Source organism: Pseudomonas sp. GW823-FHT05G12 (genome assembly GCF_058795575.1).
On the sequence record NZ_CM179501.1, the window covers coordinates 1453352 to 1475676 of the forward strand.

Sequence of the window (22325 nt, forward strand, 5' to 3'; positions counted from 1 at the left end):
CGCCCGCGATCAGGCGCGGGCGTTGTTGGCAGCGTGGGTCATTCGGCGACGTAGTTGGGCGGTGCCGCGCGGAAGGCTTTGGTCAGCCAGCCCAGATAGACCAGCCCGAGCGCAGCCCAGATACCGCCAAACATCAGCGAATGTGCGTTCAGGTCCAGCCACAGCGAGACGATGATGCAGAAGCCGATGGTCGGCAGTACCAGGTACTTCAGCTGGTTGGCCAGGCCTTTACGGTTGCCTTCGCGCAGGTAGCAGTGGTTGATCACCGACAGGTTGACGAAGCTGAACGCGACCAGAGCGCCGAAGTTGATGATGGAAGTGGCGGTGACCAGGTCGAAGAAGATTGCCGACAGCGAAATCAGCCCTACCACGGCAATGTTCAGCACTGGCGTCTTGTAGCGCGAATGCAGGCGGGCGAAGACGCTGGCCGGGATCACGTTGTCGCGGCCCATTACATACAGCAGGCGTGACACGCTGGTTTGCGAGGCCAGGCCCGAGGCGATGGTGTTGATCACGGTGCAGGCGATGAAGATCGACTGGAAGAGCTTGCCGCCAACGTACAGGGCAATTTCCGGCAGGGCTGCTTCCTGGTCGTGGAAGCGGGCCATGGTCGGGAAGTAGGCCTGGATGAAGTACGACACGGTGATGAAAACCACACCGCCAATCAGTGCGGTGAGGAAGATCGCCCGGGGAATGGTCTTGGCCGGATCGCGGGTTTCCTCGGACAGGCAGGTGACTGCGTCAAAGCCCAGGAACGAGAAGCACAGGATGGTCGCACCGGCGGCCAGGGCGCTGAACTGGGTCTGGCTGTCGGCGAACGGTATCAGGCTCCAGGTGGTACCCAGCCCTTCACCCTGGTCCAGGCCGCGTACGCACAGGTAGATGAACACGGCGATGATCGCCACCTGCACACCCACGAACAGCAGGTTGAAGTGCGCCACCAGGTTCACGCTGCGCATGTTGATCAGGCTGATCAGGGTGACGAAGCCGGCCACCCACATCCACTCAGGTACTTCCGGGAACATGGCCGAAAGGTACAGCTTGGCCAGTAGTGCGTTGACCATCGGCAGCAGCAGGTAGTCCAGTAACGAAGACCAGCCCACCAGGAAGCCCACGTGCGGGTTGATCGCGCGCTGGGTGTAGGTGTAGGCCGAGCCCGACTGCGGGAAGCGTTTTACCAGGGTGCCATAGCTCACCGCGGTGAACAGGATGCCGGCCAGTGCCAGGATGTAGGCACTGGGTACATGGCCGGCAGTAATCCCGCTGACGATGCCGAAGGTATCGAACACGGTCATCGGGGTCAGGTAGGCCAGGCCGATGATGATCACGTGCCAGAGGCGCAGGGTTTTGCGGAGTTGGCCGTTGCCGGAAGCGCTGTGGTCAGGCTGCATGCTGGCATGGCTCCTGCTGCTGGGCGTAAACGACGGGCACGGTGTATTGCGCATGCGGCAAGGGCGAGCGGGTGGGCTCCATGTTGTTCACCTTTTATGTTGGAGCGGCGGAAGGCGCGGTGGGGCGCGCAAAGTGGTGAAAATAAAAAACGATGGGTAGGTGGGTGTCAAGTTAAACATGACAAGATGTTGCCGGATTGAAATATCTATCGATGAAATACGGGGTTTGTTCGGTTTTTGCGCGTTTTTTTGCGATTATGATCAATTTGTGTGTTCGTAAAAATTAACGAGCCCTTTGCTTGCCGCAGCGTGATGTCGGATGTGTCCGAAAAATGGCATTTCTCGACCTGGGCCAGCACTCGGCCCAATCGGGGGTGGTACTCTTCGAATTCTGCGTGGCCTCTGGCCGCCTTCGAAGCCCTTACGGACAGCAATCGGTTCTATTCATGAAGAAATCAGTTGGCATCCTTTCCGGCCTGGCTATCGCCATTGCCGTCGCAACTACCGCAGGCGCCTGGTACACCGGCAAGCAGCTGCCGGCAGAGCTGGACAACGCCCTTGCACGCAGCAACGCCGAACTCAAAAAGGCCCTGGTCAGTACCGGTGGTAGCATGAGCATCGAGCGTGTGTCGCTGGAGCAGCATCTCTTCAGCAGCACTGCCCAGTACCGGCTCAAGGCTCGCGACGTCAACGTGGGTCAGGGCGAGGTGATCAATTTTGACGTGGGCGTGACCGACCAGATCGAGCACGGCCCGTTTCCGTGGTCGAGGGTCAGGTCACTGAAGCTGATGCCGGTAATGGCGGTCAGCAACAGCACGCTGCAGAAGGATGACGCCGTTGCGCCATGGTTCGCCGCTGCGGGTGAAAAGGCCCCGATCAGCGCGCAGACCAGCCTGGGTTACGGCGGCAATGTGGTCAGTCAGGTTCAGCTGGCGCCGCTCAAGTTTGACGAAGCGGATGGCAACAGCCTTGACTTCTCGGGCATGCAGTTCGAAGTCAGTGGGGACAAGGAGGGCAAGGCCTCGAAGTTCCAGGGCCAGGCCGACAGACTGGTGATGAAATGGGTGCATGACGACCAGCCGCCGGCCACCTTCGAGCTCAAAGGGCTGACGTTTGGCGGTAACCTCGCCGCCACCGCGCACGATGCCATCTATGTCGGCAACGTCGATCTGGCGTTGGCCGAAACCAAGGTCACCCTTGGGCCGAAACAGCAGGTGCTGCTGATCAAGGGCCTGGAACAGAACGCCTTGCAAACCCTCGACGGCACGGACACCGTAGGTGGCCGCGCGGAGTACAAGGTCGGTGACATCAGCTGGGATGGCCGTGCGGTAGGCAAGGCGCAGATGGCGGTGAGCGTGACTTCGGTAAACGCCCCGGCGCTGCAGGCCTTGTCGAAGTGGTACCAGTCGCACTTGCCGGAGTTCGAGGCCGCCAGTGCGGCTGGCCAGCCGGTGCCGCAGATCCAGATGGACGACGCCGAAAAGGCCCGCTTCCAGGGTGACTTGCAGAAATTGCTGGCCGCCAAGCCCAAGCTGGCGGTGGAAAACCTGTCGTTCAAGACCGCCAATGGCGAGAGCCGCTTCAACCTGTCGATGGACCTCGCCGCGCCGGCCAGCTTCGACCTGCCGCCGGACCAGCTGAGCAAGCAGATCATCACCGAGGTGAAAGGCAAGCTGTCGCTGTCCAAGCCGATGATCGGTGACCTGGCGACCTTGCAGGCGTTGCTGGATGGCCAGACCGACGCCCAAGCGATTGCCATGCAGTCGAGCCAGGCGGGGGAGATGGTCGGCATGATGGCGCTGCAGAGCGGCATGGCCACCGTGCAGGGCGATGATGTGGTCAGCAGCCTGCACTATGCCGATGGCATGGTCGATTTCAATGGCCGAAAAATGACCGTGGAAGAATTTGCCATGTTCATGGCGGCGCATCTGGGGGCCCTGTCGCCGCAGGGGTGATGGTTTCTACTGTTGCGGCCTCTTCGCGGGTGAACCCGCTCCTACGAGGATTTCACAGTGTAGGGGCGGGTTCACCCGCGAAGGGGCCCGCACAAGCACTACAAAAACCCCTTTAGTAATCGCTGGATTGTCTGTAGCCTTCGGCCTCCGATAATAATCCGCGCCCGCAGAGGGCCGTGACGGTCAGCATGCCGTCCGGCACCCTTAGCCGATCTGCCAGGGCCGGGTGATACACTCGATTTGACGCGCAAGCGCGCCTGCAGGTCCAGCGATCATGACCCAGATTTCCGAACGCCTTTTGGTTCAGGCCCACCTCGACGCCAAACAGCCCAACCCGCTGACAGCCGAGCAGGAGGCCGAATACCGTGCGGCCATCGCTGCCGAGCTCAAAGCCCAGAATGCCGTGCTGGTTGCCCATTATTACTGCGACCCGGTCATCCAGGCGCTGGCTGAAGAAACCGGCGGCTGTGTATCCGACTCGTTGGAAATGGCCCGTTTCGGCAAGAACCACCCGGCCGAAACGGTCATCGTGGCCGGTGTGCGCTTCATGGGCGAGACGGCAAAAATCCTCACCCCGGAAAAGCGCGTGCTAATGCCGACACTGGAGGCCACCTGCTCGCTCGACCTGGGTTGCCCGGTGGAAGAGTTCTCGGCCTTCTGCGACCAGCACCCAGAGCGCACCGTGGTGGTCTACGCCAACACGTCCGCAGCGGTGAAGGCACGCGCCGACTGGGTAGTGACTTCGAGCTGCGCGCTGGAAATTGTCGAAAGCCTGATGGACAACGGCGAAACCATCATCTGGGGCCCGGACCAGCACCTGGGCCGTTACATCCAGAAGCAAACCGGTGCCGACATGCTGCTGTGGGACGGTGCCTGCATCGTTCACGAAGAGTTCAAGTCGCGCCAGTTGGCCGACATGAAGGCGCTGTACCCGGATGCTGCGATCTTGGTGCACCCCGAGTCGCCGGAAGCGGTGATCGAGTTGGCCGACGCGGTGGGCTCCACCAGCCAGCTGATCAAGGCTGCCCAGACCCTGCCGAACAAAACCTTCATCGTCGCCACCGACCGCGGCATCTTCTACAAGATGCAGCAGCTGTGCCCGGACAAGGAATTCGTCGAAGCCCCCACCGCCGGCAACGGCGCGGCCTGCCGCAGCTGTGCGCATTGCCCGTGGATGGCGATGAACACCCTGGAGCGGGTGCTGGATTGCCTGCGTAATGGCACCAACGAGATTTTCGTTGACCCGGCGCTGGTGCCCAAGGCGATCAAGCCGCTTAATCGCATGCTGGACTTTACCCAGGCGGCGCGGCTGAAGCTGTCTGGTAATGCCTGACGCCAGACCGCGTCATACTCTTCGCGGGCTCGCCCACTCCCACAGATATTGCACCGTTTACCAAGGCGGTGGAGTACCTGTGGGAGCGGGCTTGCCCGCGAATCGCCTTCAGCGCCCCATCATTTCCTGAACCATGCGCCGCTGCTCCATGATCTCGCGCTGGCGCTGGTCAATCTGTGAGGCCAGCGGGAAGTTACCGCCCGCCCGACGCTTGGCGTAATCCATCTGCTGGATTGCCTGATCAAAGTCGCCGACCAGCGTGAAGTACTCGGCACGCGCCCGGTGCAAGCCAATGGTATTGCCCGACAAGCCACGCACCTCGGCCATGTCGTACCACACATCCGGGTCATCCGGCCGACTCTTCACCAGCTCGTTCAACACCTTCTCGGCCTCAGCCGGCTTGTTCTGTTTCACCAGCAGGTCGGCACGCACCTGTTTCAACGGGTAGTTGCCCGGGTACAGCCCCTGCATCCGTTCGGCGCGCTGCTGGGCGTCGGCAAGACGGTTGTTGGTGATGTCCAGGTCGATCTGTGCCAGGTTGTAGGTGATGTCGTTAGGCGCCTTGGCCAGCAGCGGCTTGAGCATTTCACGGGCCTCGTTCAATTGCCCGCCCTTGATCTGTGCCAAGGCCAGGCCATAACGTGCGGCGTCCAGCTTTGGGTCTTCGTCCAGTTGGGCGCGGAAGCGCTTGGCGGCAAGCCCCGGTGTGCCCTCGTAGATCAGTGCCACCCGGGCGCGGATCAGTTGGTAGCGCATGCTGTCTTCAATGCCACCCTTGGGCGCTTGGTCGGCGCGGTTACGGGTGTCGGCAATACGTGATTCGGTCACCGGGTGGGTCAGCAGGAATTCCGGCGGTTTGGCGTCATAGCGATACTGGCGTGCCAGGCGCTCGAACATGGTCGGCATGTTGCGTGGATCGTAGCCGGCTTTTTCCAGGTTCTGGATACCGATGCGGTCGGCTTCCTGTTCATTCTGGCGCGAGAAGCGCCGTTGCTCCTGAATGGCCGCTGCCTGGGTGCCGGCAATCATGCCGATGCCCGCATCGCCGGCACCACCTGCGGCCAGCACGATGCCGGCCAGCAGCGCCGCCATCATCGGCAGCTGCATGCGCTGCTGGGCCTCGACACCCCGCGCGAAGTGGCGTTGCGACAAGTGCGCCAGTTCGTGGGCCAGTACCGAGGCATATTCGCCCTCGGTCTGGGCGTTGAGGAACAGCCCACCGTTGACCCCGACAATGCCACCCGGGGCGGCAAAGGCGTTCAGCTCGCGGCTGTCGATCAGGATGAACTCCAGGCGCCGGTCCTGCAGCTGGCTGGTTTCGGCCAGCTTGTACACGCTGGTTTCGACATAGTCCTTGAGCTGTGGGTCATTGAGCTGATTGACCTGGCCGCGCAGCAGGCTGAGCCAGGCACGGCCCAGTTGGTGCTCCTGTTGCGGCGAGACGATCGCAGAACTGGCATCACCCAGTGATGGCAGGTCGTCAGCATGGCCGGGAAGGGCCATCAGGCAGGCCAGCGTCAGCAGGGTAGGGCGCAGTAGATTCATGCATGAAGCTCGCGTCGGATCAAAGATAACTACTGTAGCGGGCTCACACGTTGACGACCAGTGGCGCTATCCTAGCCAGCCGTGCCAAGAAGCAGCCTGGCGATGCCTTTGGAGACCCTGCAATGAGTAACACCCTGACCTGCGACGCCGAACTGGACGCCAGCGGGCTGAATTGCCCTTTGCCACTGCTCAAGGCCAAGATGGAACTCAATCGCCTGGCCAGTGGCGCGGTGCTCAAGGTAATCGCCACGGACGCAGGCTCCCAGCGCGACTTCCGCACTTTCGCCCAGTTGGCCGGTCATACCCTGCTGCAAGAAACGGCCGAGGCCGGTACCTATACTTACTGGCTGCGCAAGGCCTGAGTCTTTTCCAAGGATCGTCAATGTTCAAAGTGCTTCGCGACTGGGTGCAGCGCTACTTCTCCGATGAGGAAGCGGTGGTGCTGGCGGTCCTGTTGTTCCTGGCTTTTACCGCCGTGCTCACCCTGGGCGGCATGCTCGCGCCGGTGCTGGCGGGCATGGTGCTGGCGTTTCTGATGCAGGGGCTGGTCAACGCCCTGGAGCGCGTGCGCGTACCTACACGGCTGGCGGTGATGCTGGTGTTCGCTTTGTTCATGGGCGCACTGGCGGTGTTCATGCTGGTGCTGGTACCGCTGCTGTGGCACCAGCTGATCACGCTGTTCAACGAGCTGCCGGGCATGCTCGGCAAGTGGCAGTCGTTGTTGCTGCTGCTGCCGGAGCGTTATCCGCACCTGGTGTCGGATGAGCAGGTATTGCACGCCATCGAGTCGGTGCGCGGTGAAATTGGCAAGTTTGGTCAATGGGCGCTGACCTTCTCGCTGTCCAGCCTGCCACTGCTGGTCAATGCCATGATCTATCTGGTGCTGGTGCCGATTCTGGTGTTCTTCTTCCTGAAGGATCGCGAACTCATTGGCCGCTGGGTCAGCGGTTACCTGCCGCGCCAGCGCACCTTGCTGAACCGGGTGGGCAGCGAGATGAACCGGCAGATCGCCAACTACATCCGTGGCAAGGGTATCGAGATTCTGATCTGCGGCATTGCCACTTACATCGCCTTCATCAGCCTGGGGCTCAATTACGCAGCGCTATTGGCGTTGCTGGTGGGGCTGTCGGTGGTGGTGCCTTACGTGGGCGCGGTGGTCGTGACCGTGCCGGTCACCCTGATTGCGCTGTTCCAGTGGGGCTGGGGCGACCAGTTCATCTACCTGATGACGGTGTACGCGATCATCCAGGCGCTGGATGGCAATGTGCTGGTACCGCTGCTGTTCTCCGAAGCGGTGAGCCTGCACCCGGTGGCGATTATCTGCGCGGTGCTGCTGTTTGGCGGTCTGTGGGGGTTCTGGGGGATATTCTTCGCCATCCCGCTGGCGACGCTGATCAAGGCCGTGCTGGATGCGTGGCCCAAGCAGGAGCCTAGCGTTTCACCGATGCTTTGAATGTAATTGGGGCCGCTCTGCGGCCCTTCGCGGGCATGCCCGCTCCCACTGGGCCCTGCACAATTCCAGTGGGAGCGGGCGTGCCCGCGAAGGGCTGCAAGGCAGCCCCATTCAATTTCAAGCCTTGTTCAAGGCTTGGGCGGCCGCCAATACGGCATCCACATGCCCTGGCACCTTCACGCCACGCCATTCCTGGCGCAGCACACCGTCCTTGTCGATCAGGAAAGTGCTGCGGTCAACGCCCATGTATTCCTTGCCATACAGCTTCTTCAGCTTGATCACGTCGAACAGCTGACACAGGGCCTCGTCCTTGTCGCTGATCAGCTCGAACGGGAAGCCTTGCTTGGCCTTGAAGTTCTCGTGCGACTTGATGCCATCACGCGACACACCGAATACCACGGTATTGGCCGCGGCGAAGGCGTCGTGCTGGTCGCGGAAGCCCTGGCCCTCGGTGGTGCAGCCTGGGGTGCTGTCCTTGGGGTAGAAGTACACCACCACCTGCTGGCCCTTGAGTTCGGCAAGGCTGACGGTTTGCCCGCTGGTGGCCTGGGCCTGGAAGTCGGCGACAGGTTGGTCGAGTGCTACAGCCATGATCGGTTTCCTTACATAGGGTTCTGGGGACGCCATGGCTCGATCAGTGCGTCGAGGTTCAGGGCATCGGCAAAGTCCAGGAACTGGTCGCGTAGCCAGCTGATCTGCGTGCCGGCCGGCAGAATCACGGTGAACTGGGCGTTGAGCATGCTGCTACCGGTTTGCGGCGCCAGGTAGGTGTCGCAGGTCATGGCTTCCAGCTCGACGCGGTGGTCAAGGAAGAACTGGCACAGCTCGTTGATGATGTCCGGGCGGTAGGCAGCGCTGACGTAGGCCACATACGGAAGGGCCTGCGGGCGCACTTCCTGGTCCGCGCTGCGGACCACGTCGAGGGTCAGGCCGTGCTTCTTGCCCAGGCCTGGCAGGGTGGATTCGAGACGTGCCAGTGCATCCCAGCTGCCGCCCACCTGCAGCACCAGGGCGCTGGTCTCGCCGTGGCGGCTCAGGCGCGAGGTGACCACCGCGCAGCGGTTTTCGAAGGCAGCGCGGCTGAGGACGTTGGCCAGCTCCATGGGGTTAGGGCCCAGGGCACTGATGACAAGGAATTGTTCGCGGACGGTGGGGGTGGACATGCAGCATTCCTAAAGCGATGAGCGGTCGGCACAGGACGGGCAAAAGCCTCCTGTCGGCAGGGCCCGGGGCTCGCATGCGAGGTCTTGGACGCTGGCGGGGAGCAAGGTCGACGGCCCGGCGGGCCGCGCTGCACCGATCAAAGGGCCAAGGGTAGCGAAATAAGCCGCCGAGGGGAATGCTCCACCCGCCTGCTTCGCTTGTGCAAGGTCGATGCCCCCAGTACCATTACCGCTCTCTTTTTCCGGCAGGAGCAGTTACATGATTGCGGGCAGTATGGTGGCATTGGTCACACCCATGGATGCACAAGGGCGTGTTGACTGGGGCAGCCTCGACAAACTTGTAGACTTCCACCTGGAAAACGGCACCCATGCGATCGTCGCTGTCGGCACCACCGGTGAGTCGGCCACGCTGGATGTCGAAGAACACATCCTGGTCATCAAGCACGTGGTCGAGCGCGTCAAACGCAGCGCCAAACCAATTCCGGTCATCGCCGGCACCGGTGCCAACTCCACCGCCGAAGCCGTGCACCTGACCCAGAACGCCAAGAATGCTGGCGCCGACGCCTGCCTGCTGGTTGTGCCGTACTACAACAAGCCGACGCAAGAAGGCCTGTACCAGCACTTCAAGCACATTGCCGAAGCCGTCGACATCCCGCAGATCCTCTACAACGTTCCCGGCCGTACCTCCTGCGACATGCAGGCCGAGACCGTGATCCGCCTGTCGACCGTGCCGAACATCATCGGCATCAAGGAAGCCACGGGCGACCTGGCCCGCGCCAAGGCCATTCTCGATGGCGTCAGCAAGGACTTCATCGTCATGTCCGGCGACGACCCGACTGCCGTCGAGCTGATCCTGATGGGCGGCAAGGGCAACATCTCCGTCACCGCCAACGTCGCTCCGCGCGAAATGGCGGACCTGTGCGAGGCCGCCCTTGAGGGCAATGCCGAGAAGGCCCGCGCAATCAACGAAAAACTCATGCCGCTGCACAAGGACCTGTTCTGCGAGTCCAACCCGATCCCGGTGAAATGGGCGCTCGTCGAAATGGGCCTGATGCAAAAAGGTATTCGCCTGCCACTGACCTGGCTGAGCGAAGGCTGCCACGAAAAAGTCCGTACTGCCTTGCGCCAGTCCGGCGTACTGGTTTAAGAGGAAGTACACCGCATGAAGCGACTGGCTGGTCTTTCCGCCCTTGCCCTGATTATCTCCAACACCAGTGGGTGTGGCTGGCTGTGGGGCGAGGATGGCTATTTCCGCGACCGCGGCAGTGACTACCTGCAGGCGCACCCGACCGCGCCGATGCAGCTGCCGCCGGACGCCAGCAACGTCAAGCGCCTTGATCCGCTGCTGCCGATTCCGCGTAACGTCGCTGACGATACCGTCAAGGGTGAGTTCGAAGTGCCTCGCCCGCAACCGCTGACGGGCGGTGCCGCCCAGGTCACCGACTACAGCCTGCAGCGCAGCGGCAGCAGCCGTTGGGTGCTGGCCCAGCATTCGCCAGCCGAAGTGTGGCCGGTTGCCCGGCAGTTCTTCGAGGATAACGGCTTCCGCATTGCTGAAGAGCGCCCGCAGACGGGTGAGTTCAACACCGCCTGGCAGCGTTTCGATGAACTGTCGGCATCGCTTGGCCAGCGTCTGGCCAGCACTGCCAGCAGCGGCGACAGCGAGGTGCGCGTACGTGTGCGCATGGAGCCTGGCGTGCAGCGCAATACCTCCGAAGTGTATGTGGTCAGCGTCGAGCGCCCGGCGGGCAGCACTGCCGAGCCTGCGTTCCCGTCCACCTCCATCAATACCGGCACCGATGCCCTGCTGGCCGACGAAATGCTTGCCAGCATGAACCGCAGCGCCGAGAAGGGCGGTTCGGTGTCGCTGCTGGCCGCGCGCGATTTCGACGCACCAAGCCGCGTCAGCCTGAGCGAAGACGGCAGCGGCAACCCGGTGCTGTACCTGGGCTCCGACCTGGACCGCGCCTGGTCTGGCGTGGGCCGTGCCCTGGAGCAGGGTGGCGAATGGCGTGTTGAGGACATCAACCGCAGCCTGGGCCTGTACTACATCAACCTGTCCGAAAAACCTGACGACAAGCAGAACCAGCCTGGCTTCTTCAGCCGCCTGTTCGGCAGCGAGCCGACCAAGGAAGAGCGTGAAGCCCGTGCCGAGCGTTACCAGGTTCGCCTGAGCAAGGTGGGTGAGAGCGTGCAGGTCACGGTCGAGAAAAACATCAACACCGTGGCTCCGGCCGATGTCGCCCGCCGCGTGCTGAGCGCCATTCAGGACCACCTGGGCTAAGTGCGCTTCGCGGTACTCGGAAGCGGCAGCCAAGGGAACGGCACGCTGATCGCCAGTGGTGACACGTTCATCCTGGTCGATTGCGGCTTTTCCCTGCGTGAAACCGAGCGGCGCCTGGCGCTGCTCGGGGTTTCTGCAGCTCAGCTCAGTGCAGTGCTGGTCACCCACGAACATGCCGACCACGTGCATGGGGTCGGCTTGCTGTCACGGCGCTACAATGTACCGGTCTACCTCAGCCAAGGGACTTTGCGCGGCATGCGCAAGCCGGTGGAGGTGGCCGGTTTTCTCGCGTGTGGCCAAAGCCTGCGTATCGGCAGCCTGGAAGTAACCGCAGCGCGGGTCGAGCACGACGCCTACGAGCCGTTGCAGTACGTGGTCAGCGATGGTCGGCGGCGTTTTGGCATGCTCACTGACCTGGGCTCGTACGACGCGCTGCTGTTGGAGCGTTACCAGGGCCTGGATGCACTGCTGATCGAGGCCAACCACTGCCGCGACCTGCTGGCACGCGGTCACTATCCGGCCTTCTTGAAGCAGCGGGTGGGTGGCATGCAAGGGCATTTGAACAACCACCAGGCCGCGCGCCTGGTGCACGAGTTGGGCTGGAGCAACCTGCAACACCTGGTGCTGGCCCACCTCAGCAGCAAGAACAACCTGCCACACTTGGCCCGCCAGTGCTTCGTCGACACCCTTGGGTGCGACCCGGACTGGCTCCAGGTGGCGAATCAGGAACACGGGCTCGACTGGCGCGAAATCGCCTAGCCCAACACCTCAAGCAAGCGGAGCCCAATCATGGAAAAACGCGAAGAACTTTACCGCGGCAAGGCCAAATCGGTTTACAAGACCGATGACGCCGACCGCTTGATCCTGCTGTTCCGTAACGACACTTCGGCGTTCGACGGCAAGCGTATCGAACAACTCGACCGCAAAGGCATGGTGAACAACAAGTTCAACGCCTTCATCATGCAGAAACTGGAAGAAGCCGGCGTGCCGACCCAGTTCGACAAGCTGCTGGGCGACAACGAGTGCCTGGTGAAGAAGCTGGACATGATTCCGGTCGAGTGCGTGGTGCGTAACTACGCTGCCGGCAGCCTGGTCAAGCGCCTGGGCGTGGAGGAGGGCATCAAGCTGGAGCCGTCCACCTTCGAGCTGTTCCTGAAGAACGACGAGAAGGGCGACCCCTTCATCAACGAATCCCACGTTGTCGCGTTCGGCTGGGGCACCGCCGAGCAACTGGTGGAAATGAAGAAGCTGTCGTTGAAGGTCAACGAAGTGCTGAGCAAGCTGTTCGATGACGCCGGCCTGCTGCTGGTCGACTTCAAGCTGGAGTTCGGCGTATTCCACGGCCAGATCGTGTTGGGCGACGAGTTCAGCCCGGACGGCTGCCGCCTGTGGGACAAAGAAACCCGCAAGAAGATGGACAAGGACCGCTTCCGTCAGGGCCTGGGCGACGTGATCGAAGCCTACGAAGAAGTTGCCAAGCGCCTGGGCGTGCCGCTGTAAGCGGCACGTTCACGCAAGCGCCTGATACCACGCGGTTTTTTTGAAAAAAAGATTTGCGTTTTAAAAGAACGCTGGTATGATGCGCGGCATTGGAGAGATGCCGGAGTGGTCGAACGGGACGGATTCGAAATCCGTTGTACTGGCAACAGTACCTAGGGTTCAAATCCCTATCTCTCCGCCATACAAGATCAAGCCCCTGGAAGCGAAAGCTACCGGGGGCTTTTTCGTTATGGAAGGCAAAGATTTACAGCCAGCATGCTAATTGCCCGAGCGCTTAAATCAAGAGCCCGGAAGCTTCTCGAGCGGCCTGACTGTGAGCTCTACGCCTAAGGCAACCATCAGTTTTTGAATAGTAGTGAAACGGGTCTTTTCTCCGCCCTTCAGCGTTTTATAAAGAGACTCTCGATTGACCCCTGCGTCTTGCGCAAACTGATTCACGCCCTTGGCTTTTGCCACTTCACCCAATGCATGCATCAGGGTCTGAGCGTCATTAGCCTTCATTGCTTCTGCCAGAAATGCCGCGATGGTTTCCGGGCTGTCGAGAAACCGGGAGGCCTCGAAGCGTTTTGTTTTGCTCAAATCCAGATCAAGGATTGGCATGTCTTGCGGCGAAATTTTTTTGCTCATCATTTTTTACCTCGTAAAGCATCAAAAATTTCCTTTGCTCGTTTGATGGCTCTGCGTTGATCTGTTTTATCGCTACCGTAGAGCATCAGGTAGCGGATTGCGCCCGTTCGAACGAAGTAGATTCGATATCCGGGGCCTACAAATACGCGCATCTCACTGATACCCTCGCCAACGGATTCGATATCACCGAAGCAATCGTTTTCTGCTCGGGCAATCCTCAATGAAACAGCACCTCTGCCAATTGGATCTTTTAGGCCATCTAGCCAATCGTCAAATTCAGACGTTGTGTCTATCTGATTCGGCATGCATTGAATGTAGCCTACTGGCTACTCCTTGTCGATGAGTGAGCGGCCGAGTGGGCCTGCGGCTCTATAAACGGAGTGGGTTGCCCATTACGCAACGGGTGTATACGCCTGCAGCGATGTTCGCCTCCCATCGTCGGCGCTTGGTTTGGCCGCGACGTGATGAGGCTAGGGCGCGAGCGGAGCGCTGGCAACGGATAGCGCGGGTTTGCTGAGCGTTTGGGAAATGGACTACATGGAGGTAGAGAATGTCGCACTCCAGCTGTCAGCGTGGGGGCTCGCTTAGGTGCGCTTGCGACATGATGCGACCGGTGAAGCCCCGGGATATTTTGCGTTTCCAGGGCTTCCTCGCACTTACTTTTTCATCATCCCCAACTCAGCATCATCCAACAGCGCCTTGGCCATCGCGCTCAGGTAATGCGAGGCCCAGATCAGTTTCTGGTCGCCGTCCATCAGGCCGGTGATGATCAGGTCGCGCACGTAACCCATCAGTTCGGACGCCTGTTCGCGGGCGTCCTGGCAGGGGATGCCGGGTTCGATGCGGAACAGCGGGTGGGTGTTGTTTTCGCCTTGGTAGAAGCAGGTCTTGCCGACTGTGGTGGGTTCTGTTGTGTTGTCGGTGGGCATTGTTTTGTTTCCCTGGATTCTGGGTTGCCTGGGCTGGCCTCTTCGCGGGCACGCTCGCTCCCACAGGTACTGTGCAGTGCGTGACGGCTGTGGTGACCCTGTGGGAGCGGGCGTGCCCGCGAAGAGGCCTGACCTGCTAATGCAAGGTGTGAGGCTCTGTGGGTAAATGCGGCCGCATCTGCAACTGCATCAACGCCGACTCGACCAGCCCCTGTACCGCTTCCATTTCATGGATCACGGCCTGCATCACGATCGAGCTGTGGGCGGTGGGTTTGAGTTGCACGGATTGGCGGGCCACGGACAGGGCGCAGAGTACGTACTCTGAGGACTGGACCAGGGTGTCTTGCAGGAACTGGGTGGTATCGAGGGGTGGATCAGGGACCATCTTGCGCATAAACATCTCCAGGATCATTGGAGCTGCCGCAAGCTTGCTGTCAAACAAGAGGGTGGCAGCTGTACATGGGTTGACAGACCGAGGATCCCGGAGTAACTCGGCGCACACGAAGGTGCCCCACGTACAGCCGCCATAAACAGTGCACGTGTGCGGGAAATCGTCGGCCTGTCAAAGCCGGCCGTTGATTTTGCAACGACGAGCCGAGACTAGAGCGCGACCGAATCCGTCGCAACCGTTTGAGCGGGTTGGCAGTATGTTTGGGAAACGCCCTACAAGGAAGGGGATAATTCTGAGCTCAAGTTGTAGGACGGATTTCTACTAATCAATCAGACAGGCTTCCTGCAACATTTTGTCTTGAACTGCCAATGGCACCTTGGGCTACAATGCGGCGCTCTGATACGCCACTCACGCCCAGGCCACACGCCGTAATGATTACGCGCGCTGGGCGATGAACTCTTCCTGACATGGATTCGTTGGATGCTTTGCGCCGTACTGGTCTCCCCCTGCGCCCCTCGCTGGACGGCTGAATTGTCGTCTGCGGCCAGTGCTGCACACTTTCTGAAAACCCCGCACAAACTCGAATGCTGCCGCCAACCATTGGCTGCGGTACGCGGCTGTGCGCCCCACCGAAAATGGAGTGCTCCACTTGCGTAAGAAATTCGTCGCGTCCCTTCTGGCGGTCGCCATCGCCTCTACCACGGCCTGTGCACAGCTCGGGATCAGCAAAGAGCAAGCGGGCACCGTGATCGGTGGCCTGGCCGGTGTGGCCATCGGCTCGACCATGGGCAGTGGCAACGGCAAGATCGCCGCCGCGCTGATCGCAGGTGGCATTGGCGCCTACGTGGGCAACCGCATCGGCCACATGCTCGATGAAAAGGACCAGCAAGCCCTGGCGCTGCGTACGCAGGAAGTACTGAGCCAGCAGCAAACCACTGCCAGTGCCCAGCCAGTGACCTGGAAGTCCGACCACTCCGGCGCCACCGCGCAGATCGTGCCGGGCAAGGAATACACCAAGACCAAGCAGGTCGAGGTCAAGCGCGCGCCGAAGATCCAGGCGGTGCCGTCGATGAAGCTGATCAACGAGCCGTATGTGACCATCAGCGACAACCTCAACGTGCGTGCCGCGCCTAACCAGGCTGGTGAGAAGGTCGGCAGCCTGAAGAACCACACCGAATTTACCGCCGTGGGCTCCACCGGTGACTGGATTCTGGTCGGCCGCAAGGGTGTGACCGTGGGCTATGTGCACAAGAACTACGTCGAGCCCAAGGCGCAAGCGGTTGCCAAGCGTGTAACGCCAGCCGTCAACCTGGACGAGCTGGACGTTGCCGCCAGCAAGGAAACCCAAGGCTTCGACCTGGACTCGGTGCAGTCGCTGCCAACCCAGACAGTTGCCGCCGAAGCGGCCTGCCGCCCGGTCACCGTCAGCCTGAAATCGCAAAGCGGCCAGACCGAACAAGAGCAGAACACCTTCTGCAAACAAGCCAACGGCACCTGGGAACTGATCTGAGGAACTCCATGAAAAAGCACGCGCTCGCGCTGGCTGTGATCGGCGCTTGTGGTCTGGTACCGCAGGCGTTCGCCCACGAGCTGGCCTTTTCCAAGAAAGACAACATCAAGGTCGAAGTGCCCGGGGATGCCACCACCTGGTGCAAACCCCAGGTAGACCTGACCATCACCCGCCCGGCCTGGGATAACCAGGAACTGCTGTCAGGCCTGCTGACCAAGCTGCCGTTCGTGTTCGCCAAGGACTGCTCGACTGCCAAGGTGAACTGGAAGGCGGTCGATGCCAAGGGCAACCTGTACGCCAGCGGCTCGGGCAATGCCAGCAACCTGGGGCTGGTAACTCTGGCTGCTGCGCCTGCCACTGCCGCCCCGGCGCCGGCTGCAGCAGTTGCCCCCGCTCCTGCACCTGCGCAGCCAGAAGCACCGGCTGCTGCTGCACCGACACCGGCACCTGCTCCGGCCCCAGCCCCAGCCCCAGCCCCTGCTGCTGCAGCGGCGCCGGCAGTGGTCGAAGCCGCACCTGCGCAGGCAAAACCCGCTCCGGCCCCCGCGCCCGCGCCAGCCGTAGCCGCAGAGCCAGCCCCGGCCCCCGAAGCTCCGGCAGCAGCCCCTGTTGTGCCGCCCGCTCCGGCACCTGCCACAGCAGTCGCCGCAGCCCCCACTTCGGACTTCGGTCGCTCGGTGGTCCTGGAAAACCGCAACCTGATGCAGGTAACGGACGGCACCGGCTGCAAATGGGTGCTCAGTACCTCGATCATCGGCGATGGCGACACCCTGTCGTTCGGCACCACCCCGGCCATGCCGTGCCCGGCGTCCGGCTTTGGTGAAGGCAGCTTCGACAAGATCAGCTGGAAGGCTGTGGGTACCTACCGGGGTGATAACTGGACCCGCGTTTATGCTCACCCGAGTGGTTTGATCTTCAACAAGAACCTTGAGCCTGCGGTAAAGGACAAGGCCGTTTCTTATCTCACGCCGCAAGCTGACCAGGCCGCGTTCCTGGTCGGTGAGATCCCCGGCCGGCAGATGAAGGTGTACCTGACGTTCACCCGCTCCAGCTACGGCGTGCTCCGCCCGTTCAGCAGCGACCCTTACTACGTCGCGGTCACCCCGGACGAGTCGTTTGCCCTGGACGCGACCAAGTACAAGGAAGCTGCGCTGGAAATCTTCGACCTGATCAAGACCACCTCGCCGACCACCACCGATGTGGCCAACCTGTTCATCGTCAAAGACTTGTCGGCGATCTCGAACAACATCTGGGGCAACGACGCGCAGAAAATCACCCGCAACCGCATCGGCATCAACCGCCAAGGCCTGTTCTTCGATGTGCGCGACGGTGCCAACTGGGCGGTACAGCGTGAGCAGCAGCGTGTGCGTGAGCAGCGTCAGCGCCAACAGGAACTGGCCCGCGTGCACACCCGTGTGCTGGAACGTTACCAGCAGTTGCAGGACGGCATGAGCGACTTCAAGGGGCGCGAAACCGAGGCGTTGGCGCAGATGGCCGGTATCAAGGTGCGCTTCGCTTCGCCACTGGAGCAGCAAAACCCTGCGACCTCGGCCAGCGTAGTGCCGATGATGGTGCACGTCACCGGCAAGAAAGGTGACTTCTACAGCATCGACTTCCCGAGCAACGGTCGCCTGGTTGCGGACGAGGAATACAGCGAAGGCTGGTACGTGACCCAGGTGGCCAACGCCACGCCGTACTACCCGCTGGACGACGGCCGCGCCGTGCCTACCTACCGTGCCTACAGCGCCGGTGAACCCGAGGCCTGCAAACAGGACCACTGTGCCGACCGCGTGTCGTTCGGCGCCGTGCTGGCCAAGGAATTCCCCAACGCCGGTATCGATTTCAGCTGGACCCCCGAGGTCTCCCAAAAGTACGTGAACGACTGGAACAACGCTTCCGCCATGGTCCAGTGAGGCAAACACCATGATCAAACAGATGAACAAGAAGCAGCTGCTGATTGGCGGTGTGGCCGCAGCGGTGCTGGTGCTCGGTGGTGGCTATGCGATGGTCGCCAGCTCGGGCAAGAAGGCTGCGCTGGCCTACTACGACGATTTCAAGGAGCGCTATTTTCTTGAGGATGTGCTGTCTGAGGGGGACATTTCCTACTCGGCGTTTTCCGGCAACCTGACGGTAGCCGACCCGGAGATCCGCGTGGCGGCGGCGCAGACCAATGGCGCCCAGCAGTTCCTGCGCGGCCTGTCGGGCTTGATGGAGTCCGTACAGGGTAGTTCGGCTGAGGAAGGCCTGGCGGGCTGGGCCAAGTACCAGCTCAATGTCAGCCGCAATGTGGCCGGGGTGTACCTGAAGGCTGATGCGCTGAAGCTGGCCCATGACGGAGACAGCAAGGATGGCAGCATTCATATCCAGTTGCTGGGCATGCAGATGAGCAACCCTTACGTTGCCAGCAAGGGTGCCGAAGTCGTGCTGGTGGCTGATGTCAGCGACGAAGTCCAGCCACGTGCCGAGCTGGCCGCCAATGGTCGGGCCGCCCCGTCGAACTTCACCTGGGGCGCCAACATGGCGGTGCGCCAGCCAGTAACTGGCGCGTTTCTGGTCAGCAGCACGGGTGACTTTGGTACCACGGTCGACCTGGACTTCACCATCAAGCGCTCCAGCGATGGCGAAGGCTCGATGGCGTTCGTGGTCACCCACCGCAACGACGGCTCCAAGGTGGGGGAAATCGTGCGCAAGGCCGACTTCCAGTCGCTGCCGGAGCTGGACGATGTCGAAACCCAGCTCAAGAGTGCCCTGAGCGCGATGCTGATCGGGGCATACAGCCCGTACTCCGGCCAGGCGGTGTTGGCTGAAGCGGTGAGCGGCTTTGCCCGCAAGGCCAAGGTCGAGAACTACTCGGTAAGTTACAGCGGCTTCAAATCGCTGAAAGAGGCTTTCAGCGAATACCAGCAGCAAGTCCCCAAGGCAAAGTTCGCAGCCTTCTGCCAGGAGGTTGGGCTGTCGTCGTGGAGCAGTGACTTTGGCGCCAAGGCCAAGAACCACAGCGATTCGGAATGCGCCATCGGGCAGAAGCTGGTCGAAGACGGCAGTTTCGAAGAGCAGTACATCTTCAAGGAAGGCAAGAGCCTGTTTGCGGCGTTGTTCGTGAGCAAGGCCTATCAGCTGGAAACCAATTGACTGGGTAATGGCTGAGTGAACAAGCCCCCGGGAACCATGAGTTGCCGGGGGCTTTTTTAGGGTTGCTGTCAGGCGCGCCCGGACCCTGGCGGGCTTGGGATCAGCGCATCGCCGCCAGTTTGATGCCGAATCCCACCAGGCAAGCCCCCGCCAGCCGCTCGAACATATTGGCAATCCGCGGGCTGGCGCGCATGCGCTCGGCCAGTTGATGGGTCAGCACCACGGCAATCAGCCCATACAGGAAGGTCACCACCGCCACTGTCGCCGCCATGAAACCGAACGTCACCAGCCCTTGGTGCTTCACCGGGTCGACGAACAGCGGGAAAAACGCCATGTAGAACATGATCGCCTTGGGGTTGAGCAGAGTGATCATCATGGTCTGGCGCAGGTACTGGCCGTTGTCCATGCGGCAGGTGTGTGCTGCACCACCGGGTTTGCTCAGCAGCATGCGCAGGCCCAGGTAGGCCAGGTATGCAGCCCCCGCCCACTGCACCATATGAAAGGCGGCAGGGTAGGTGGCCAGCAGGGTGGCGACGCCGGCTACCGCCAGCCACAGCAGCACCTGGTCACCCACGATAACGCCGCAGGTCGCGGCCAGGCCTGCCTTGATACCGCCCTTGCCGGTGGCGGTGATCAGGGCGAAATTGCCCGGGCCGGGGATGGCCAGAAGAATGAGGAAGGCGATGACGAATGCGCCGTAGTCGGTGACGCCAAGCATGGTGAGTTCCTGTTGGGTATTGCGAAGGCAGTGCTCTGAACTATCGTCGCCAAAGGCGCGCTTTTCAACCTGTTGTTGCACAGTTGCAAAGAACCTGTGCCAAGCGCGGCTTGGATCCAATGCCTGGAGTCTGTATGATTCCGCGGCCATCAGACGATGGTCGAAGATGATTCATTTAAAGGATTGAGTAATGAAAAAGCTGTTCAAGGCCACCGTAGCCGTTGCCGTCGTTTCGGGTGTCGCCCTGCTGTCGGGTTGCACTGGCCAGGTTTACAACCAACCGAAAAACTGCACCTACGACTACCTGTTCCACCCTTCGGTTTCCATCTCCAAGATCATCGGTGGCTGCGGCCCGATCGATAAACTGCCTCAGCAGCAGTAATCTTGGCGGTACCCTGATCGCGACGCTTGCGGCGTGATCCAAGGCCCCCGGTCATGCATATGGCCGGGGGTTTTTGTTTGTGACGTGACAAACTGCCGCTGGGGCAACCGGTCGCCTTGACGCTCCGGCCTGCAATTTGTTTGTGCTGGCATTTCAGATACAATCGGAAAAACGATTCAGCCTTGTCGGTCAATTCGACCAAAGGCCGAGCCGTTTTCTGGTTCTCTGGCTGCTGAACAATGATCAACAAAAAGCCTGCGCTGAAGAACACGCTTTACCGGGGCCAGCCACAGGCCCTCACTCTGTTCTCCTGACTGGAATTGATCAATGTTCAAGAAAGCTGGCAAGACCTTGCTGGGTCTGGCGGTCGCTGCAAGCGTCATGCAAGCGCACGCTGCAGAAACCAAGAAAGTAGACGTGCTGCTGGTCGGCGGCGGCATCATGAGCTCCACCCTGGCCGTGTGGCTGCACGAGCTGGAGCCAAGCTGGTCGATGGAAATGGTCGAGCGCCTGGATGGCGTGGCCGAAGAAAGCTCCAACGGCTGGAACAACGCCGGTACCGGCCACTCCGCGCTGGCCGAGCTGAACTACACCCCGGAAGACAAAGACGGCAACGTCAACATCTCCAAGGCCATCGAAATCAACGAAGCCTTCCAGATTTCCCGCCAGTTCTGGTCGTGGCAAGTACGCCAGGGCGTATTGAAGAACCCGCACTCGTTCATCAACACCACCCCGCACATGAGCTTCGTGTGGGGCGATGACAACATCAAGTTCCTCAAGAAGCGCTACGACGCACTGCAGGCCAGCCCGCTGTTCCGTCCGATGCAGTACTCCGAGGACCACGCGCAGATCGCCAAGTGGGTCCCGCTGATGATGGAGGGCCGCGACCCGAACCAGAAGCTGGCCGTGACCTGGACGCCAATCGGCACCGACGTCAACTTTGGTGAGATCACCCGCCAGTTCGTTGGCCACCTGCAGACCCAGAAAGGTTTCGAGCTGAAGCTGTCCAGCGAAGTGCAGGACATCACCCGCAACAAGGACGGCTCCTGGCACGTCGAATACAAGAACCTGAAGGACGGTACCGAGTCGGCCACCGACGCCAAGTTCCTGTTCATCGGTGCCGGCGGCGGCGCGCTGAAGCTGCTGCAGAAGTCGGGTATTCCGGAAGCCAAGGAATACGCAGGCTTCCCGGTGGGCGGTTCGTTCCTGGTGACCGAGAACCCGACCGTGGCCATGCAGCACATGGCCAAGGCCTACGGTATCGCCTCGACCGGTGCGCCACCCATGTCGGTCCCGCACCTGGACACTCGTGTGCTGGACGGCAAGCGCGTCATCCTGTTTGGCCCGTTCGCTACCTTCTCGACCAAGTTCCTGAAGAACGGCTCGTACCTGGACCTGCTGAGCAGCACCACCACCCACAACGTGTGGCCGATGACCAAAGTCGGTATCGACCAGTACCCACTGGTCGAGTACCTCGCTGGCCAGCTGATGCTGTCTGACGATGACCGCTTCGAAGCCCTGCGCACCTACTTCCCGAACGCCAAGAAAGAAGAATGGCGCCTGTGGCAGGCCGGCCAGCGTGTGCAAATCATCAAACGTGATGCCGAGAAGGGCGGCGTGCTGAAGCTGGGCACTGAAGTGGTGGCGTCCGAAGACCGCACCATCGCGGGCCTGCTGGGTGCATCGCCGGGTGCTTCGACCGCTGCGCCGATCATGCTGCACGTGCTGGAAACGGTGTTCAAGGAGAAGGTCGCTACCCCAGAGTGGCAGGCCAAGATCAAGGAAATCGTGCCGAGCTACGGCACCAAGCTGAACGATTCGGCAGCGGCCACCCAGAAAGAGTGGAACTACACCGCTGAAGTGCTGCAACTGGGTAAACCGCCGGTGATCGACGCCAGCGTTGAATTCGGTGGCGCGGCAAGCAAGCCGGTCGAGAGCAAGCCTGAGAACGACATGGCGCTGTAATCGGCCATTGTTGTGAAAGAAAGCCACGGGGGAGACCTCGTGGCTTT

At 61.2% G+C, this 22325-nt stretch carries 22 protein-coding genes and 1 tRNA gene; 14 read left to right on the top strand and 9 right to left on the bottom strand.

Translation table 11 applies throughout. The features are described 5' to 3' along the window. Nucleotides 1-38: 38 nt before the first annotated feature. Entirely contained in the window at nt 39-1391 is a 1353-nt protein-coding gene (locus AC3RCM_RS06645) for an APC family permease (protein ID WP_010952372.1), read from the bottom strand. Nucleotides 1392-1837: 446 nt separating this feature from the next. On the opposite strand from AC3RCM_RS06645, the gene AC3RCM_RS06650 reads away from it, so the two are divergent. Then, complete coding sequence (locus tag AC3RCM_RS06650) at nt 1838-3346, top strand: YdgA family protein (protein WP_104887846.1); 1509 nt, start codon at nt 1838-1840, stop codon at nt 3344-3346. Nucleotides 3347-3620: 274 nt separating this feature from the next. Beyond that, a complete protein-coding gene (gene nadA, locus AC3RCM_RS06655) occupies nt 3621-4679 on the top strand; it encodes a quinolinate synthase NadA (protein ID WP_003254747.1) in 1059 nt (352 codons plus the stop codon). A 108-nt stretch (nt 4680-4787) separates the two neighbouring features. Here the strand turns inward: nadA and AC3RCM_RS06660 are convergent, their stop codons facing one another. Next, nucleotides 4788-6224: a M48 family metalloprotease gene (locus AC3RCM_RS06660; protein WP_492629442.1), complete on the bottom strand. Its 1437-nt coding sequence runs from the start codon at nt 6222-6224 to the stop codon at nt 4788-4790. A 122-nt stretch (nt 6225-6346) separates the two neighbouring features. Here AC3RCM_RS06660 and AC3RCM_RS06665 point away from each other — a divergent pair, with 122 nt between their 5' ends. Together AC3RCM_RS06665 and AC3RCM_RS06670 are read left to right on the top strand one after the other, a co-directional pair. Then, complete coding sequence (locus AC3RCM_RS06665) at nt 6347-6586, top strand: sulfurtransferase TusA family protein (RefSeq protein WP_003254745.1); 240 nt, start codon at nt 6347-6349, stop codon at nt 6584-6586. A 20-nt stretch (nt 6587-6606) separates the two neighbouring features. Then, on the top strand, nt 6607-7677 hold the full coding sequence (locus AC3RCM_RS06670; RefSeq protein ID WP_003254744.1) for an AI-2E family transporter: 1071 nt from the start codon (nt 6607-6609) through the stop codon (nt 7675-7677). Nucleotides 7678-7794: 117 nt separating this feature from the next. Here AC3RCM_RS06670 and AC3RCM_RS06675 read toward each other — a convergent pair whose 3' ends face one another. Further along, on the bottom strand, nt 7795-8268 hold the full coding sequence (locus tag AC3RCM_RS06675) for a peroxiredoxin (RefSeq protein WP_003254742.1): 474 nt from the start codon (nt 8266-8268) through the stop codon (nt 7795-7797). An 11-nt stretch (nt 8269-8279) separates the two neighbouring features. Further along, complete coding sequence (locus tag AC3RCM_RS06680) at nt 8280-8840, bottom strand: glycine cleavage system transcriptional repressor (protein WP_003254741.1); 561 nt, start codon at nt 8838-8840, stop codon at nt 8280-8282. Nucleotides 8841-9099: 259 nt separating this feature from the next. Between AC3RCM_RS06680 and dapA the strand changes: the two genes are divergently transcribed. The 5 genes from dapA to AC3RCM_RS06705 all read left to right on the top strand — a co-directional run bounded on the left by dapA (nt 9100) and on the right by AC3RCM_RS06705 (nt 12805). Next, the gene (gene dapA / locus AC3RCM_RS06685; RefSeq protein WP_003254739.1) at nt 9100-9987 is read left to right on the top strand and encodes a 4-hydroxy-tetrahydrodipicolinate synthase; all 888 of its coding nucleotides are present in this window, start codon (nt 9100-9102) and stop codon (nt 9985-9987) included. Between the two features lie 15 nt (nt 9988-10002). Next, nucleotides 10003-11124 (top strand): NlpB/DapX family lipoprotein, encoded by a 1122-nt coding sequence (bamC, locus tag AC3RCM_RS06690; protein ID WP_064492889.1) that lies wholly within the window; start codon nt 10003-10005, stop codon nt 11122-11124. Continuing rightward, nucleotides 11125-11883: an MBL fold metallo-hydrolase gene (locus AC3RCM_RS06695; RefSeq protein ID WP_014590006.1), complete on the top strand. Its 759-nt coding sequence runs from the start codon at nt 11125-11127 to the stop codon at nt 11881-11883. A 30-nt stretch (nt 11884-11913) separates the two neighbouring features. Then, complete coding sequence (purC, locus tag AC3RCM_RS06700; RefSeq protein WP_003254733.1) at nt 11914-12624, top strand: phosphoribosylaminoimidazolesuccinocarboxamide synthase; 711 nt, start codon at nt 11914-11916, stop codon at nt 12622-12624. A 91-nt stretch (nt 12625-12715) separates the two neighbouring features. Continuing rightward, a tRNA-Ser gene (locus AC3RCM_RS06705) sits at nt 12716-12805 on the top strand. 98 nt (nt 12806-12903) lie between these two features. Here AC3RCM_RS06705 and AC3RCM_RS06710 read toward each other — a convergent pair. The 4 genes from AC3RCM_RS06710 to AC3RCM_RS06725 all read right to left on the bottom strand — a co-directional run bounded on the left by AC3RCM_RS06710 (nt 12904) and on the right by AC3RCM_RS06725 (nt 14574). Further along, complete coding sequence (locus tag AC3RCM_RS06710) at nt 12904-13254, bottom strand: addiction module antidote protein (protein WP_012051484.1); 351 nt, start codon at nt 13252-13254, stop codon at nt 12904-12906. Beyond that, a complete protein-coding gene (locus AC3RCM_RS06715) occupies nt 13251-13556 on the bottom strand; it encodes a type II toxin-antitoxin system RelE/ParE family toxin (protein WP_041168334.1) in 306 nt (101 codons plus the stop codon). The genes AC3RCM_RS06710 and AC3RCM_RS06715 overlap by 4 nt, the downstream gene beginning before the upstream one ends. 351 nt (nt 13557-13907) lie before the next feature. Then, a complete protein-coding gene (locus tag AC3RCM_RS06720; RefSeq protein ID WP_012051485.1) occupies nt 13908-14180 on the bottom strand; it encodes a DUF3077 domain-containing protein in 273 nt (90 codons plus the stop codon). A 136-nt stretch (nt 14181-14316) separates the two neighbouring features. Further along, the gene (locus AC3RCM_RS06725) at nt 14317-14574 is read right to left on the bottom strand and encodes a hypothetical protein (RefSeq protein ID WP_054889139.1); all 258 of its coding nucleotides are present in this window, start codon (nt 14572-14574) and stop codon (nt 14317-14319) included. 646 nt (nt 14575-15220) lie between these two features. On the opposite strand from AC3RCM_RS06725, the gene AC3RCM_RS06730 reads away from it, so the two are divergent. The 3 genes from AC3RCM_RS06730 to AC3RCM_RS06740 are packed head-to-tail and all read left to right on the top strand — an operon-like array spanning nt 15221 to nt 19213. Next, the gene (locus tag AC3RCM_RS06730) at nt 15221-16081 is read left to right on the top strand and encodes an SH3 domain-containing protein (RefSeq protein ID WP_003254727.1); all 861 of its coding nucleotides are present in this window, start codon (nt 15221-15223) and stop codon (nt 16079-16081) included. A gap of 8 nt (nt 16082-16089) precedes the next feature. Continuing rightward, nucleotides 16090-17994 carry a hypothetical protein gene (locus AC3RCM_RS06735; RefSeq protein WP_492629443.1) on the top strand — a complete coding sequence of 635 codons (1905 nt, stop codon included), beginning with the start codon at nt 16090-16092 and terminating at the stop codon, nt 17992-17994. A 10-nt stretch (nt 17995-18004) separates the two neighbouring features. After that, a complete protein-coding gene (locus AC3RCM_RS06740; protein WP_104886566.1) occupies nt 18005-19213 on the top strand; it encodes a hypothetical protein in 1209 nt (402 codons plus the stop codon). Nucleotides 19214-19313: 100 nt separating this feature from the next. On the opposite strand, the gene AC3RCM_RS06745 is transcribed toward AC3RCM_RS06740, so the two are convergent. Beyond that, nucleotides 19314-19931 (bottom strand): LysE family transporter, encoded by a 618-nt coding sequence (locus tag AC3RCM_RS06745; protein ID WP_049587971.1) that lies wholly within the window; start codon nt 19929-19931, stop codon nt 19314-19316. A 190-nt stretch (nt 19932-20121) separates the two neighbouring features. Here AC3RCM_RS06745 and AC3RCM_RS06750 point away from each other — a divergent pair, with 190 nt between their 5' ends. After that, the gene (locus tag AC3RCM_RS06750) at nt 20122-20313 is read left to right on the top strand and encodes a YhfL family protein (RefSeq protein ID WP_003254720.1); all 192 of its coding nucleotides are present in this window, start codon (nt 20122-20124) and stop codon (nt 20311-20313) included. Between the two features lie 327 nt (nt 20314-20640). Further along, entirely contained in the window at nt 20641-22278 is a 1638-nt protein-coding gene (gene mqo / locus AC3RCM_RS06755) for a malate dehydrogenase (quinone) (RefSeq protein ID WP_010952387.1), read from the top strand. Nucleotides 22279-22325: the final 47 nt, after the last annotated feature.

Bases quoted from the DNA above. Each gene is read 5' to 3' on its own strand.
- AC3RCM_RS06645 (WP_010952372.1), bottom strand. From the start codon at position 1,391: ATGCAGCCTGACCACAGCGCTTCCGGCAACGGCCAACTCCGCAAAACC.
- AC3RCM_RS06650 (WP_104887846.1), top strand. From the start codon at position 1,838: ATGAAGAAATCAGTTGGCATCCTTTCCGGCCTGGCTATCGCCATTGCC.
- nadA (WP_003254747.1), top strand. From the start codon at position 3,621: ATGACCCAGATTTCCGAACGCCTTTTGGTTCAGGCCCACCTCGACGCC.
- AC3RCM_RS06660 (WP_492629442.1), bottom strand. From the start codon at position 6,224: ATGAATCTACTGCGCCCTACCCTGCTGACGCTGGCCTGCCTGATGGCC.
- AC3RCM_RS06665 (WP_003254745.1), top strand. From the start codon at position 6,347: ATGAGTAACACCCTGACCTGCGACGCCGAACTGGACGCCAGCGGGCTG.
- AC3RCM_RS06670 (WP_003254744.1), top strand. From the start codon at position 6,607: ATGTTCAAAGTGCTTCGCGACTGGGTGCAGCGCTACTTCTCCGATGAG.
- AC3RCM_RS06675 (WP_003254742.1), bottom strand. From the start codon at position 8,268: ATGGCTGTAGCACTCGACCAACCTGTCGCCGACTTCCAGGCCCAGGCC.
- AC3RCM_RS06680 (WP_003254741.1), bottom strand. From the start codon at position 8,840: ATGTCCACCCCCACCGTCCGCGAACAATTCCTTGTCATCAGTGCCCTG.
- dapA (WP_003254739.1), top strand. From the start codon at position 9,100: ATGATTGCGGGCAGTATGGTGGCATTGGTCACACCCATGGATGCACAA.
- bamC (WP_064492889.1), top strand. From the start codon at position 10,003: ATGAAGCGACTGGCTGGTCTTTCCGCCCTTGCCCTGATTATCTCCAAC.
- purC (WP_003254733.1), top strand. From the start codon at position 11,914: ATGGAAAAACGCGAAGAACTTTACCGCGGCAAGGCCAAATCGGTTTAC.
- AC3RCM_RS06710 (WP_012051484.1), bottom strand. From the start codon at position 13,254: ATGATGAGCAAAAAAATTTCGCCGCAAGACATGCCAATCCTTGATCTG.
- AC3RCM_RS06715 (WP_041168334.1), bottom strand. From the start codon at position 13,556: ATGCCGAATCAGATAGACACAACGTCTGAATTTGACGATTGGCTAGAT.
- AC3RCM_RS06720 (WP_012051485.1), bottom strand. From the start codon at position 14,180: ATGCCCACCGACAACACAACAGAACCCACCACAGTCGGCAAGACCTGC.
- AC3RCM_RS06725 (WP_054889139.1), bottom strand. From the start codon at position 14,574: ATGCGCAAGATGGTCCCTGATCCACCCCTCGATACCACCCAGTTCCTG.
- AC3RCM_RS06735 (WP_492629443.1), top strand. From the start codon at position 16,090: ATGAAAAAGCACGCGCTCGCGCTGGCTGTGATCGGCGCTTGTGGTCTG.
- AC3RCM_RS06740 (WP_104886566.1), top strand. From the start codon at position 18,005: ATGATCAAACAGATGAACAAGAAGCAGCTGCTGATTGGCGGTGTGGCC.
- AC3RCM_RS06745 (WP_049587971.1), bottom strand. From the start codon at position 19,931: ATGCTTGGCGTCACCGACTACGGCGCATTCGTCATCGCCTTCCTCATT.
- AC3RCM_RS06750 (WP_003254720.1), top strand. From the start codon at position 20,122: ATGAAAAAGCTGTTCAAGGCCACCGTAGCCGTTGCCGTCGTTTCGGGT.
- mqo (WP_010952387.1), top strand. From the start codon at position 20,641: ATGTTCAAGAAAGCTGGCAAGACCTTGCTGGGTCTGGCGGTCGCTGCA.